The organism is Streptococcus sp. 2579 (assembly GCF_013277195.1).
Taxonomy (GTDB): domain Bacteria; phylum Bacillota; class Bacilli; order Lactobacillales; family Streptococcaceae; genus Streptococcus.
This window is the reverse complement of the sequence record NZ_VMMM01000004.1, coordinates 33000-46513: the sequence shown is the minus strand read 5'-3', so window position 1 is coordinate 46513 and position 13514 is coordinate 33000. Positions and strand designations below refer to the sequence as shown.

Sequence of the window (13514 nt, the reverse complement as noted above, 5' to 3'; positions counted from 1 at the left end):
TATGGACAAAAAAGAATTATTTGACGCGCTGGATGATTTTTCCCAACAGTTATTGGTAACCTTAGCTGATGTGGAAGCCATCAAGAAAAATCTCAAGAGCTTGGTAGAAGAAAATACAGCTCTTCGCTTGGAAAATTCTAAGTTGCGCGAACGCTTAGGTGAGGTGGAAGCAGATGCTCCCGTCAAGGCCAAGCATGTTCGTGAAAGTGTTCGTCGCATTTACAAAGACGGATTTCACGTATGTAATGATTTTTATGGACAACGTCGAGAACAGGACGAAGAATGTATGTTCTGTGACGAGTTGTTATACAGGGAGTAAACATGCAGATTCAAAAAAGTTTTAAGAGGCAGTCTCCCTATGGCAAGCTGTATCTAGTGGCAACACCGATTGGCAATCTAGATGATATGACCTTTCGCGCCATCCAAACCCTGAAAGAAGTGGACTGGATTGCGGCTGAGGACACGCGCAATACAGGTCTATTGCTCAAGCATTTTGACATTTCTACCAAGCAGATTAGTTTTCATGAGCACAATGCCAAGGAAAAGATTCCTGATTTGATTGGTTTCCTGAAAGCAGGGAAAAGTATTGCTCAAGTATCCGATGCGGGTCTGCCTAGTATCTCAGACCCTGGTCATGATTTGGTTAAGGCAGCTATTGAGGAAGAAATTGCGGTTGTCACAGTCCCAGGTGCTTCTGCAGGGATTTCTGCCTTGATTGCCAGTGGTTTAGCGCCACAGCCACATATCTTTTACGGCTTTTTACCAAGAAAATCAGGCCAGCAAAAGCAATTTTTCGATTTGAAAAAAGACTATTCTGAAACACAGATTTTCTATGAATCCCCCCATCGTGTGGCGGATACGTTGGAAAATATGCTAGAAGTCTACGATGATCGCTCGGTCGTCTTGGTCAGGGAATTGACCAAAATCTATGAAGAATACCAAAGAGGTACCATTTCTGAATTGCTGGAAAGCATTTCTGAAACGCCACTCAAGGGTGAATGCCTTCTCATCGTTGAAGGTGCCAGTCAGGATGTGGAAGAAAAAGACGAGGAAGATTTGTTCTTAGAAATCCAAGCCCGTATTCAGCAAGGCATGAAGAAAAATCAAGCTATCAAGGAAGTCGCTAAGATTTACCAGTGGAATAAAAGCCAGCTTTATGCTGCCTACCACGAATGGGAAGAAAATGACTAAACAGGGAAGTTTGCCTTCTTCCCTGTTTTTGTTATACTAGTAGAAGAAAAAAATAGAAAGATTTGTGGGTGTCAAACAGTCCAGTGGGGTGTTTTGATATGGACTTACGTCCCACCCAAAGAGGTATTAGTGTCGTGTCTCAATCTTATATCAATGTTATCGGTGCTGGTTTGGCAGGTTCTGAAGCAGCCTACCAAATTGCAGAACGTGGTATTCCAGTTAAACTTTATGAAATGCGTGGTGTCAAGTCAACACCTCAACACAAAACAGATAATTTTGCAGAGTTAGTTTGTTCTAATTCCTTGCGTGGGGATGCCTTGACTAATGCTGTTGGTCTCCTCAAGGAAGAAATGCGTCGCTTGGGTTCTGTTATCTTGGAATCTGCTGAAGCAACTCGTGTTCCTGCAGGAGGAGCGCTTGCGGTGGACCGTGATGGTTTCTCCCAAATGGTGACCGAAAAAGTGGCCAACCACCCCTTGATTGAAGTGGTGCGTGATGAAATTACAGAATTGCCGACAGATGTTATTACGGTTGTCGCTACTGGTCCTTTGACTAGCGATGCCTTGGCTGAAAAGATTCATGCCCTTAATGATGGCGATGGTTTCTATTTCTACGATGCGGCAGCGCCTATTATCGATGTCAACACTATCGATATGAGCAAGGTTTATCTCAAGTCTCGTTATGATAAGGGAGAAGCCGCTTATCTCAACGCTCCCATGACCAAGCAGGAGTTTATGGATTTCCATGAAGCCTTGGTCAATGCAGAAGAAGCACCGCTCAATTCCTTTGAAAAAGAAAAGTACTTTGAAGGCTGTATGCCTATCGAAGTTATGGCCAAACGTGGCATTAAAACTATGCTTTATGGTCCTATGAAACCAGTCGGTTTGGAGTATCCAGACGACTACACAGGACCTCGTGATGGAGAATTTAAAACACCTTATGCGGTTGTGCAACTTCGTCAGGATAATGCAGCTGGTAGCCTATACAATATTGTTGGTTTTCAGACCCACCTCAAATGGGGAGAACAAAAGCGTGTCTTCCAAATGATTCCAGGTCTTGAAAATGCCGAGTTTGTCCGTTATGGTGTTATGCATCGCAATTCTTACATGGATTCACCAAATCTTCTTGAGCAGACTTACCGTTCTAAGAAACAACCAAATCTCTTCTTTGCTGGTCAGATGACGGGTGTGGAAGGCTATGTTGAGTCCGCAGCGTCAGGATTAGTTGCGGGTATTAACGCTGCTCGTCTCTTCAAGGGAGAAAGCGAGGCTATTTTCCCAGAGACAACAGCGATTGGAAGTCTGGCTCATTACATCACCCATGCTGACAGCAAACATTTCCAACCAATGAATGTCAATTTTGGGATTATCAAGGAGTTGGAAGGCGAACGTATTCGTGATAAGAAGGCTCGTTATGAAAAAATTGCAGAGCGTGCCCTTAGTGACTTAGAGGAATTTTTAACGGTCTAATTTTTTTGAAAGAATTGCTCATGATACTATAAAAATCTTAGAAATTGTGATAAAATAGGTAGGATAAAAGAAGGAGAGTGAAAATGGCGAATCCCAAGTATAAACGTATTTTAATCAAGTTATCAGGTGAAGCCCTTGCCGGTGAACGTGGCGTAGGGATTGATATCCAAACAGTTCAAACAATCGCAAGAGAGATTCAAGAAGTTCATAGCTTAGGTATCGAAATTGCCCTTGTTATTGGTGGAGGAAATCTCTGGCGTGGAGAACCTGCTGCAGAGGCAGGAATGGACCGCGTTCAGGCAGATTACACAGGAATGCTTGGGACTGTTATGAATGCTCTTGTGATGGCAGATTCATTGCAACAAGTTGGGGTTGATACACGTGTGCAAACAGCTATTGCCATGCAACAAGTGGCAGAGCCTTATGTCCGTGGACGTGCCCTTCGTCATCTTGAAAAAGGCCGTATCGTTATCTTTGGTGCTGGAATTGGTTCACCTTACTTCTCAACAGATACAACAGCGGCCCTTCGTGCAGCTGAAATCGAAGCGGATGCTATCCTTATGGCTAAAAATGGCGTAGATGGTGTTTACAATGCCGATCCTAAGAAGGACAAGACAGCTGTTAAATTTGAAGAATTGACTCACCGTGACGTTATCAATAAAGGTCTTCGTATCATGGACTCAACAGCTTCAACCCTCTCAATGGACAACGACATTGACTTGGTTGTCTTTAACATGAACCAACCAGGTAACATCAAACGTGTCGTATTTGGCGAAAATATCGGAACAACAGTTTCAAATAATATTGAAGAAAAGGAATAAGAAAGATTATGGCTAACGCAATTATTGAAAAAGCTAAAGAGAGAATGACCCAATCTCACCACTCACTTGCTCGTGAATTTGGTGCTATCCGTGCCGGTCGTGCTAATGCAAGTTTGCTCGACCGTGTACATGTAGAATACTATGGAGTAGAGACTCCTCTTAACCAAATCGCTTCAATTACGATTCCAGAAGCGCGTGTTTTGTTGGTGACACCATTTGATAAGTCTTCATTGAAAGACATCGAACGTGCTTTGAACGCTTCTGATCTTGGTATCACACCAGCTAACGATGGTTCTGTGATTCGCTTGGTTATCCCAGCTCTAACAGAAGAAACTCGTCGTGATCTTGCTAAAGAAGTGAAGAAGGTCGGTGAGAGTGCTAAAGTGGCTGTCCGCAATATCCGTCGCGATGCTATGGATGAAGCTAAGAAACAAGAGAAAGCAAAAGAAATCACTGAAGACGAATTGAAGACTCTTGAAAAAGACATTCAAAAAGTAACAGACGATGCTGTTAAACACATCGACGACATGACTGCCAACAAAGAGAAAGAACTTTTGGAAGTCTAAGAAATAAACAGAAAAACTCAGTTGGCATTGCTGGCTGAGTTTTATTCGAAAGAAGGAAATATGAATACAAATCTTGCAAGTTTTATCGTTGGACTGATCATCGATGAAAACGATCGTTTTTACTTTGTGCAAAAGGATGGTCAAACCTATGCTCTTGCTAAGGAAGAAGGTCAACATACAGTAGGGGATACGGTCAAAGGTTTTGCCTACACGGATATGAAGCAAAAACTCCGCCTGACAACCTTAGAAGTGACTGCCACTCAGGACCAATTTGGTTGGGGAACTGTAACGGAAGTTCGTAAAGACTTGGGTGTCTTTGTGGATACAGGCCTTCCTGACAAGGAAATCGTTGTGTCACTCGATATTCTCCCTGAACTCAAGGAACTCTGGCCTAAGAAGGACGACCAACTCTACATCCGTCTTGAGGTGGACAAGAAAGACCGAATTTGGGGCCTCTTGGCTTATCAAGAAGACTTCCAACGTCTGGCTCGTCCTGCCTACAACAACATGCAGAACCAAAACTGGCCAGCCATTGTTTACCGTCTCAAGCTGTCAGGAACCTTTGTCTATCTGCCAGAAAATAACATGCTTGGCTTTATCCATCCTAGCGAGCGTTACGCAGAGCCACGTTTGGGGCAAGTATTAGATGCGCGTGTCATTGGTTTCCGCGAAGTGGACCGCACTCTGAACCTCTCCCTCAAACCACGTTCTTTTGAAATGTTGGAAAATGATGCTCAGATGATTTTGACTTATTTGGAAAGCAATGGCGGTTTCATGACTTTAAATGATAAGTCATCTCCAGATGACATCAAAGCAACCTTTGGTATCTCTAAAGGTCAGTTCAAGAAAGCACTCGGTGGCTTGATGAAGGCTGGTAAAATCAAGCAAGACCAGTTTGGGACAGAGTTGATTTAGGGTGACATATGAGAAAATCATTTTACACATGGCTCATGACTGAGCGCAATCCTAAAAGTAACAGTCCCAAGGCTATATTGGCAGACCTCGCTTTTGAAGAGTCAGCTTTTCCAAAACACACAGACGATTTTGATGAGGTCAGTCGCTTTTTGGAGGAGCATGCCAGTTTCTCTTTTAACCTAGGTGACTTTGACGCTATCTGGCAAGAATACTTAGAACACTAGCATGATTCATTGGGTTTGGGCTAGTAATTTCTCCATCCCTTTGCTATAATAAAAAGAAATAAACGGATTAGAGAGGTTCTTTATTTGAAGGAACATTCAATTGACATTCAACTGAGTCATCCAGATGACCTGTTTCATCTTTTTGGTTCCAATGAACGCCATCTTCGTTTGATGGAAGAAGAGCTTGATGTGGTGATTCATGCTCGTACGGAGATTGTCCAGATTTTGGGAGAGGAGACTGCTTGTGAGGAAGCTCGTCAGGTTATTCAAGCTCTCATGGTCTTGGTAAATCGTGGGATGACTGTCGGTACACCAGATGTGGTGACGGCTATTAGCATGGTCAAAAATGATGAAATCGACAAGTTTGTTGCCCTTTACGAAGAAGAAATCATCAAGGACAATACAGGGAAGCCTATCCGTGTCAAAACACTGGGTCAAAAACTTTATGTGGACAGTGTCAAACAGCATGATGTGACCTTTGGAATCGGACCTGCAGGGACAGGGAAGACCTTCCTTGCAGTGACCTTGGCAGTGACTGCCCTTAAACGTGGGCAAGTCAAGAGGATTATTCTAACTAGACCAGCGGTGGAAGCAGGAGAGAGTCTAGGTTTTCTTCCGGGTGATCTTAAGGAGAAGGTAGATCCTTACCTTCGCCCCGTTTATGATGCCTTGTATCAGATTCTGGGAAAAGACCAAACAACTCGTCTCATGGAGCGTGAAATTATCGAGATTGCGCCCCTTGCCTATATGCGTGGACGAACCTTGGATGATGCCTTTGTCATTCTCGATGAGGCTCAAAATACGACCATCATGCAGATGAAGATGTTTTTGACGCGTTTAGGCTTTAATTCTAAGATGATTGTCAATGGAGATATCAGTCAGATTGACCTGCCACGTAATGTCAAGTCAGGTTTGATTGACGCCCAAGAAAAGCTCAAGAACATTCACCAGATTGACTTTGTTCATTTTTCAGCTAAGGATGTGGTTCGCCATCCTGTTGTCGCTCAGATTATCCGAGCTTATGAACCAGCTCCAATTAAAAATGAAGAGAATGAAGAAGTCCAAGAAGAAACAGAATAGCAAAAAAGAGCAGTTCGGTTGGAATTGCTCTTTCTTTTATCTAATAATTAGATTTTTTAGATTAGTTCATCAATTGGAGTATGTTTTTTATCGAGGCCTTGGGCTACTGGAAGACTGGCTAAGTAACCTTGATAAGTGGTAACACCTTGGCGCAAGCCCTCATCTTCAGCAATTGCTTGCACAAATCCTTTTCCTGCCAAGGATTCTATATATGGAAGTGTGACATTGGTTAGGGCAATGGTAGAAGTACGGGCTACAGCACCTGGGATGTTGGCAACTGCATAGTGGAGTACACCGTGTTTTTCATAGACAGGTTCATCGTGAGTTGTCACACGGTCAGCTGTCTCGATAACACCACCTTGGTCAACGGCAACGTCAACGATGACTGAACCTGGGCGCATTTGCTTGACCATCTCATCTGTCACCAATTTTGGTGCTTTGGCACCTGGGATGAGAACCGCTCCGATCACCACATCTGCATCTCTCACACTGGCTTCAATGTTAAATGAATTGGACATAAGTGTTTGGATTTGATGGCCAAAGACCTCCTCTAAAACGGAGAGACGTTTAGCACTGATATCAAGGATTGTTACTTGAGCACCAAGACCAAGCGCAATTCGAGCAGCATGGGTTCCTACGACACCGCCACCGATGATGGTTACTTTCCCTTTAGGTACACCCGGTACACCACCTAGTAGGACGCCAGAACCTCCTGCTTGCTTAGTTAGGAAATGAGCACCGATTTGGACTGCCATACGGCCTGCAACCTCACTCATAGGTACGAGGAGTGGTAATTGACCTTGGGAATCACGGACAGTTTCATAGGCAATCCCAGTTGTTTTTGATTCCAACATAGCATCTGCTAATTCTGGAGCAGCGGCCATGTGCAAGTAGGTAAAGAGAAGCAGGTCGTCACGTAAGTAACCATATTCAGAAGCTAGTGGTTCTTTTACTTTCACGACCAACTCAGCTGCCCAGGCTTCACCAGCAGTAGCGACAATTTCAGCTCCTTGCTTTTGATAGTCAGCATCAGTAAAGCCAGAACCGAGACCAGCATTTGTTTCGATAAGGACGCGATGACCACGACCGACTAAACTGTGGACACCAGCAGGTGTGAGGGCAACACGGTTTTCATTATTCTTAATTTCTTTTGGAATTCCGATTAACATAGAGAAAAACTCACTTTCTATTGACGGGTTGTAAATGATTTATCACAATTATCTATAAAATAAGGTGATGATTTTATTCTATATGAAACCGCTTTAAAAAGCAAGAAAAATTTGTTGTAACTTATTTTTTATGCTAGACTGATAGAAAATACTTTTGAATGGTAGAAACGTATGGAATCAATCTTTTTAAAACTAGCTCAGTATCCAATAGTGGAGACTGAGCGTTTATTGCTTAGACCTGTAACTTTGGATGATGCGGAAGCAATGTTTGAGTATGCCTCGGATAAGGATAATACACGTTACACTTTTCTAACCAATGAAAGCTTGGAAGAAACCAAGAATAACATTGCTCAGTTCTACTTGACCAATCCCTTGGGACGCTGGGGAATAGAATTAAAAAGCAATGGCAAATTTATTGGAACCATTGACTTGCACAAGATTGATCCTGTTCTTAAGAAGGCAGCTATTGGCTACATTATCAATAAAAAGTATTGGAATCAAGGATTGACGACAGAAGCCAATCGTGCCGTGATTGAGCTGGCTTTTGAGAAGATAGGGATGAATAAGTTGAGTGCCCTTTACGATAAGGACAATCCTGCATCTGGAAAGGTCATGGAGAAATCAGGCATGCGTTTTTCACATGAAGAACCATATGCTTGTATGGACCAGCATGAAGAAGGCCGAATCGTGACAAGAGTTCATTATGTCTTGACCAAGGAAGACTATTTTGCAAATAAATAAGCAGTTGAGAAGAAATTTTCAACTGTTTTTTCTTCCTCTTACGAATAATCTAAGAGAGGAGAAAATATGGAAGCAATTATCGAAAAAATCAAAGAGTATAAAATCATTGTCATCTGTACTGGTCTGGGCTTGCTTGTAGGAGGATTTTTCCTGCTAAAGCCAACTCCACAAACACCTGTCAAAGAAACGAATTTACAGGCAGAAGTCGCAGCTGTTTCCAAGGATTCATCGACCGAAAAGGAAGTGAAGGAAGAACCGGTTGAACAAGATCTAATCACAGTAGATGTCAAAGGTGCTGTCAAATCTCCGGGTATTTACGATTTGCCGGTAGGTAGTAGAGTCAATGATGCCGTGCAGAAAGCAGGTGGCTTGGCAGAGCAAGCAGACAGCAAGTCGCTCAATCTAGCTCAGAGAGTCAGTGATGAGGCTCTGGTTTACGTTCCAACTAAGGGAGAAGAAGTAGCTGGTCAACAGGCAGGTTCTGGAGCGCCTTCTTCAACAAGCAAGGACAAGAAGGTCAATCTCAACAAGGCCAGTCTGGAAGAACTCAAGCAAGTCAAGGGACTGGGAGGAAAACGAGCTCAGGACATTATTGACCATCGTGAATCAAATGGGAAATTCAAGTCAGTAGACGAGCTCAAGAAAGTCTCTGGCATTGGCGCCAAGACTATAGAAAAGTTAAAAGACTATGTTACAGTGGATTAAGAACATCCCCATTCTCCTAATCTATCTGAGTTTTCTATTACTCTGGCTTTACTATGCTATTTTCTCAGCATCTTATTTTGCTTTGTTGGGCTTTGTTTTTCTGCTAGTTTGTCTCTTTATTCAATTTCCTTGGAAATCATCAGGCAAAGTTCTAGTGATTTGTGGAATATTTGGATTTTGGTTTCTGTTTCAAACTTGGCAACAGAGTCAAGCTAGTCAAAACTTAGCGGATTCTGTTGAGAGGGTACGGATTTTGCCTGACACTATTAAGGTTAATGGTGATAGTCTATCCTTTCGTGGTAAGTCTAACGGTCGTGCTTTTCAAGTTTATTATAAACTCCAGACAGAGGAGGAGAAAGAAGCCTTTCAAACCTTGACAGACCTTTATGATATAGAACTAGAAGGGAAGCTTTCGGAGCCAGAAGGGAAGAGAAATTTTGGTGGCTTTGACTACCAAGCCTATCTGAAGACTCAGGGAATTTACCAGACTCTCAATATCAAAAAAATCCAGTCAGTTCAAAAGGTTGGCAGTTGGGATATAGGTGAAAACCTGTCCAGTTTACGTCGAAAGTCTGTGGTTTGGATTAAGACGCACTTTCCAGACCCTATGCGAAATTATATGACAGGGCTCTTGTTAGGACATTTGGACACTGACTTTGAGGAGATGAATGAGCTTTATTCTAGTCTAGGAATTATCCACCTTTTTGCCTTGTCGGGCATGCAGGTAGGTTTTTTCATGGATGGCTTTAAGAAAATCCTCTTGCGATTGGGCTTGACCCAAGAAAAGTTGAAATGGCTGACTTATCCCTTTTCCATTATCTATGCAGGTATGACAGGATTTTCAGCTTCGGTTATTCGCAGTCTCTTGCAAAAGTTACTGGCTCAACATGGTGTTAAGGGCTTGGATAATTTTGCCTTGACGGTGCTTGTCCTCTTTATCATCATACCCAACTTTTTCCTGACTGCAGGAGGAGTCTTGTCCTGCGCTTATGCTTTTATCTTGACCATGACCAGCAAAGAAGAGGAGGGGCTTAAGGCTATTGCCAGAGAAAGTCTGGTTATTTCTTTGGGAATATTACCCATTCTATCCTTCTATTTTGCAGAATTTCAGCCTTGGTCCATCCTTTTGACCTTTGTCTTTTCCTTTCTTTTTGACTTGGTCTTCTTACCGCTCTTGTCCATCTTATTTGCCCTTTCCTTTCTCTATCCAGTCATTCAGCTGAATTTTATCTTTGAATGGTTAGAGGGAATGATTCGCTTTGCATCACAGGTGGCAAGTAGACCTCTGGTCTTTGGACAACCTAATGCGTGGCTTTTAATCTTGTTGTTAATTTCCTTGGCTTTGGTCTATGATTTGAGGAAAAACATTAAAATGTTAACGGTATTGAGCTTATTGATTACAGGTCTCTTTTTCCTGACCAAGAATCCACTAGAAAATGAAATCACCATGCTGGATGTGGGGCAAGGCGAAAGTATTTTCCTACGGGATGTAACTGGTAAGACTATTCTCATAGATGTCGGTGGCAAGGCAGAATCTGATAAGAAAATTGAAAAATGGCAAGAAAAGACGACGACCAGCAATGCCCAGCGAAGCTTGATACCCTATCTTAAAAGTCGAGGAGTAGCTAAGATTGACCAGCTAATTTTGACTAACACGGACAAGGAGCATATTGGCGATTTGTTGGAGGTGACCAGGGCTTTTCATGTAGGCGAAATTTTAGTGTCAAAAGGCAGTTTGAAACAGAAGGAATTTGTGGCAGAACTAGAGGCGACTCAAACCAAGGTTCGTAGTGTGTCAGTGGGAGAGAATTTGCCAATTTTCGGAAGTCAGTTAGAAGTCTTATCTCCAAGGAAAATTGGAGATGGAGGTCATGAAGATTCCATAGTTCTGTATGGGAAACTCTTGGATAAGCACTTCCTCTTCACAGGAAACTTGGAGGAGAAAGGAGAGAAGGACTTGCTGAAGCACTATCCAGACTTGAAGGTGGATGTCTTGAAAGCTAGCCAACATGGCTCCAAAAAATCATCAAGTTCAGCCTTTTTAGAACAGTTCAAACCAGAGATGACTCTCATCTCAGTTGGAAAGAATAATCGAACGAAATTACCCCATCAGGAAACCTTGACCCGACTGGAAGATATCAATAGCAAAGTTTACCGAACTGACCAGCAAGGAGCTATACGCTTTAAAGGGTGGAGGAGTTGGAAAATAGAAAGCGTTCGATAGGAAGGACAAATATTATATATTAGTAAAATAAATCCAAAAAACTATTGCATAACAGAGGAAAAAATGATATAATTAAAGCGCTTTCGAAAGTAAATATATTAGTGAGGTGAAAACCATGAAAAAATCAGCAAAAGTTGTTTTATTAGCTACTTTGTTATCACTTGGTCTTTTTCAGTCCAGTGTATCTGCTGTGAGCGTTCTTAAAACTTATCGGTATGATTGGAATATCTTCTATAGGTCTAGTATGAATTATCACAAACATAGATATAGTGATATTCCGGAATGGTCTCGTTATTACAGCTATTCTGAGTATAAAGTTGGCGGAGGTTGGAACTATGATCGTTATGAGGTAATAAACTACTACAGCGGAGGCTATTAATCCTTAAAGAGTGATAAAAAGGAGGACTAGATATGTTGCAGCTTACTCATGTGACCTTAAAAACGCGACAAGTCATCTTACAAGATGTTGATTTTACATTTGAAAAGGGTAGGATTTATGGTATTCTTGCTATCAATGGTTCTGGAAAGACGACACTATTCCGCGCCATTAGCAATTTAATTCCTATAAGTAGCGGAAATATTGCAGCCCCTCCTTCTTTATTTTATTATGAGAGCGTTGAATGGCTGGATGGAAACTTAAGTGGGATAGACTATCTTCGCCTTATCAAAAATATCTGGAAGTCAGGTCTGAACTTGAGGGATGAAATTGATTACTGGGAAATGTCTGACTATATCAGCCTTCCCATTCGCAAGTATTCCTTAGGCATGAAGCAACGCTTGGTGATTGCCATGTATTTCCTGAGTCAGGCCAAATGCTGGCTCATGGATGAGATTACAAATGGCTTAGATGAGTATTATCGACAGAAGTTTTTTGATAGGCTTGTACAAATCGATAGGCAAGAACAGCTGGTTCTTTTAAGTTCCCACTATAAGGAAGAGTTGGTTGATGTCTGCGATAGAGTAGTAACCATTCATCAGGGGCAGATAGAAGAGGTTTAGTTTATGAAAGATGTTAGTCTATTTTTATTGAAAAAAGTTTTCAAAAGTCGCTTAAACTGGATTATCTTACTTTTATTTGCATCTGTACTCGGTGTTACCTTTTATTTTAATAGTCAGACTGCAAACTCAGTCAGCTTAGAGACTAGCTTGGATGCCCATCTTGTAGCAAATGAGAGAGCTATCAATGAAAATGAAGCGAAACTTTCCCAAATGTCTGACACCAGCTCGGAGGAATACCAGTTTGCTAAAAGTAATTTAGAATTACAAAAAAATCTTTTGAAGCGAAAGACAGAAATTTTGACTTTATTAAAAGAAGGGCGCTGGAAAGAGGCCTACTATCTGCAGTGGCAAGATGAAGAGAAGAATTATGAATTTGTATCAAATGACCCGACTGCTAGCTCTGGCTTAAAAATGGGGGTTGACCGCGAACGGAAGATTTACCAAGCCCTGTATCCCTTGAACATAAAAGCACATACTTTGGAGTTTCCGACCCACGGGATTGATCAGATTGTCTGGGTTTTAGAGGCTATCATCCCAAGCTTGTTTGTGGTTGCTATTATTTTTATGCTAACGCAACTATTTGCAGAAAGATATCAAAATCATCTGGACACAGCTCAGTTATATCCTTTTTCAAAAGTGGCATTTGCCATGTCCTCTCTTGGAGTTGGAGTGGGCTATGTAACTGTGCTGTTTATCGGAATCTGTGGATTTTCTTTTCTAGCGGGAAGTCTGATAAGTGGTTTTGGACAGTTAGATTATCCCTACCCGATTTATGGCTTAGTGAATCAAGAGGTAACTATTGGAAAGATACAAGATGTGTTATTTCCTGGCTTGTTCTTAGCTTTCTTAGCCTTTATCGTCATTGTGGAAGTAGTGTACTTGATTGCTTACTTTTTCAAGCAAAAAATGCCTGTCCTTTTTCTTTCACTCATTGGGATTGTTGGCTTATTGTTTGGTATCCAAACCATTCAGCCTCTTCAAAAGATTGCACATCTGATTCCATTTACTTACTTGCGTTCAGTGGAGATTTTATCTGGAAGATTACCTAAGCAAATTGATAATGTCAATCTAAATTGGAGTATGGGGATGTTCTTACTTCCTTGCCTGATTATCCTTTTGTTAGTGGGGATTCTATTTATCGAAAGATGGGGAAGTTCACAGAAAAAAGAATTTTTTAAGGCTTAGTTTTCCTATAGGGAAAATAAGTAAAAACTAACATAGAGAGGGAATCAACTTGGTTCTCTCTTTTTGATGCGTAAACCAAGTCAAAATACAAACAGAAACTTTTCAAAAAAATAACTTTTTATCTTGACAAGAGCTAGAAAACTTGGTATCATATAAAAGTTGAGAAAAGCAGAAGTGAGAGCTTCTCGCCTTGTGACATTAAGTTGCCTGGCCCTACGGATGAAA

The 13514-nt window shown here is 41.7% G+C and carries 15 protein-coding genes and 1 other annotated feature (1 of these 16 only partly in view); of the genes, 14 read left to right on the top strand and 1 reads right to left on the bottom strand.

Going from position 1 to position 13514, the window contains the following annotated elements; translation table 11 throughout:
* Window position 1 precedes the first annotated feature (1 nt).
* The 8 genes from yabA (at window position 2) to HT725_RS02340 (ending at window position 6266) form a co-directional block, all read left to right on the top strand.
* Window positions 2-319, top strand: a complete 318-nt coding sequence (gene yabA, locus HT725_RS02375; protein WP_000358227.1) for a DNA replication initiation control protein YabA — start codon at window positions 2-4, stop codon at window positions 317-319.
* Window positions 320-321: 2 nt separating this feature from the next.
* The gene (gene rsmI / locus HT725_RS02370; protein ID WP_173218257.1) at window positions 322-1191 is read left to right on the top strand and encodes a 16S rRNA (cytidine(1402)-2'-O)-methyltransferase; all 870 of its coding nucleotides are present in this window, start codon (window positions 322-324) and stop codon (window positions 1189-1191) included.
* Window positions 1192-1325: 134 nt separating this feature from the next.
* Window positions 1326-2660 carry a methylenetetrahydrofolate--tRNA-(uracil(54)-C(5))-methyltransferase (FADH(2)-oxidizing) TrmFO gene (gene trmFO, locus HT725_RS02365; RefSeq protein WP_000083709.1) on the top strand — a complete coding sequence of 445 codons (1335 nt, stop codon included), beginning with the start codon at window positions 1326-1328 and terminating at the stop codon, window positions 2658-2660.
* Between the two features lie 83 nt (window positions 2661-2743).
* On the top strand, window positions 2744-3481 hold the full coding sequence (gene pyrH, locus HT725_RS02360; RefSeq protein ID WP_039704027.1) for a UMP kinase: 738 nt from the start codon (window positions 2744-2746) through the stop codon (window positions 3479-3481).
* 8 nt (window positions 3482-3489) lie between these two features.
* Window positions 3490-4047: a ribosome recycling factor gene (frr, locus tag HT725_RS02355; RefSeq protein ID WP_173212318.1), complete on the top strand. Its 558-nt coding sequence runs from the start codon at window positions 3490-3492 to the stop codon at window positions 4045-4047.
* 60 nt (window positions 4048-4107) lie between these two features.
* Complete coding sequence (gene cvfB, locus HT725_RS02350; RefSeq protein WP_173252992.1) at window positions 4108-4962, top strand: RNA-binding virulence regulatory protein CvfB; 855 nt, start codon at window positions 4108-4110, stop codon at window positions 4960-4962.
* Window positions 4963-4970: 8 nt separating this feature from the next.
* The gene (locus HT725_RS02345) at window positions 4971-5186 is read left to right on the top strand and encodes a YozE family protein (protein ID WP_001232084.1); all 216 of its coding nucleotides are present in this window, start codon (window positions 4971-4973) and stop codon (window positions 5184-5186) included.
* Window positions 5187-5270: 84 nt separating this feature from the next.
* Complete coding sequence (locus HT725_RS02340) at window positions 5271-6266, top strand: PhoH family protein (protein WP_173218261.1); 996 nt, start codon at window positions 5271-5273, stop codon at window positions 6264-6266.
* A 56-nt stretch (window positions 6267-6322) separates the two neighbouring features.
* Here HT725_RS02340 and ald read toward each other — a convergent pair whose 3' ends face one another.
* Window positions 6323-7435 carry an alanine dehydrogenase gene (ald, locus tag HT725_RS02335; RefSeq protein ID WP_173218263.1) on the bottom strand — a complete coding sequence of 371 codons (1113 nt, stop codon included), beginning with the start codon at window positions 7433-7435 and terminating at the stop codon, window positions 6323-6325.
* A gap of 171 nt (window positions 7436-7606) precedes the next feature.
* Between ald and HT725_RS02330 the strand changes: the two genes are divergently transcribed.
* The 6 genes from HT725_RS02330 to HT725_RS02305 all read left to right on the top strand — a co-directional run bounded on the left by HT725_RS02330 (window position 7607) and on the right by HT725_RS02305 (window position 13289).
* A complete protein-coding gene (locus HT725_RS02330) occupies window positions 7607-8176 on the top strand; it encodes a GNAT family N-acetyltransferase (RefSeq protein ID WP_173218265.1) in 570 nt (189 codons plus the stop codon).
* A 66-nt stretch (window positions 8177-8242) separates the two neighbouring features.
* Window positions 8243-8881, top strand: a complete 639-nt coding sequence (locus tag HT725_RS02325) for a helix-hairpin-helix domain-containing protein (protein ID WP_173252991.1) — start codon at window positions 8243-8245, stop codon at window positions 8879-8881.
* A complete protein-coding gene (locus HT725_RS02320; RefSeq protein ID WP_173252990.1) occupies window positions 8865-11105 on the top strand; it encodes a DNA internalization-related competence protein ComEC/Rec2 in 2241 nt (746 codons plus the stop codon). The genes HT725_RS02325 and HT725_RS02320 overlap by 17 nt, the downstream gene beginning before the upstream one ends.
* A 190-nt stretch (window positions 11106-11295) precedes the next feature.
* Window positions 11296-11484, top strand: coding sequence for a hypothetical protein (locus tag HT725_RS02315; protein WP_319946283.1), 189 nt, complete (start codon window positions 11296-11298; stop codon window positions 11482-11484).
* A 32-nt stretch (window positions 11485-11516) separates the two neighbouring features.
* A complete protein-coding gene (locus HT725_RS02310) occupies window positions 11517-12104 on the top strand; it encodes an ABC transporter ATP-binding protein (RefSeq protein WP_173252988.1) in 588 nt (195 codons plus the stop codon).
* A gap of 3 nt (window positions 12105-12107) precedes the next feature.
* Window positions 12108-13289, top strand: coding sequence for a hypothetical protein (locus tag HT725_RS02305; RefSeq protein ID WP_173252987.1), 1182 nt, complete (start codon window positions 12108-12110; stop codon window positions 13287-13289).
* 160 nt (window positions 13290-13449) lie between these two features.
* Window positions 13450-13514 (top strand) — a sequence feature (ribosomal protein L20 leader region); it runs 67 nt beyond the window's last position.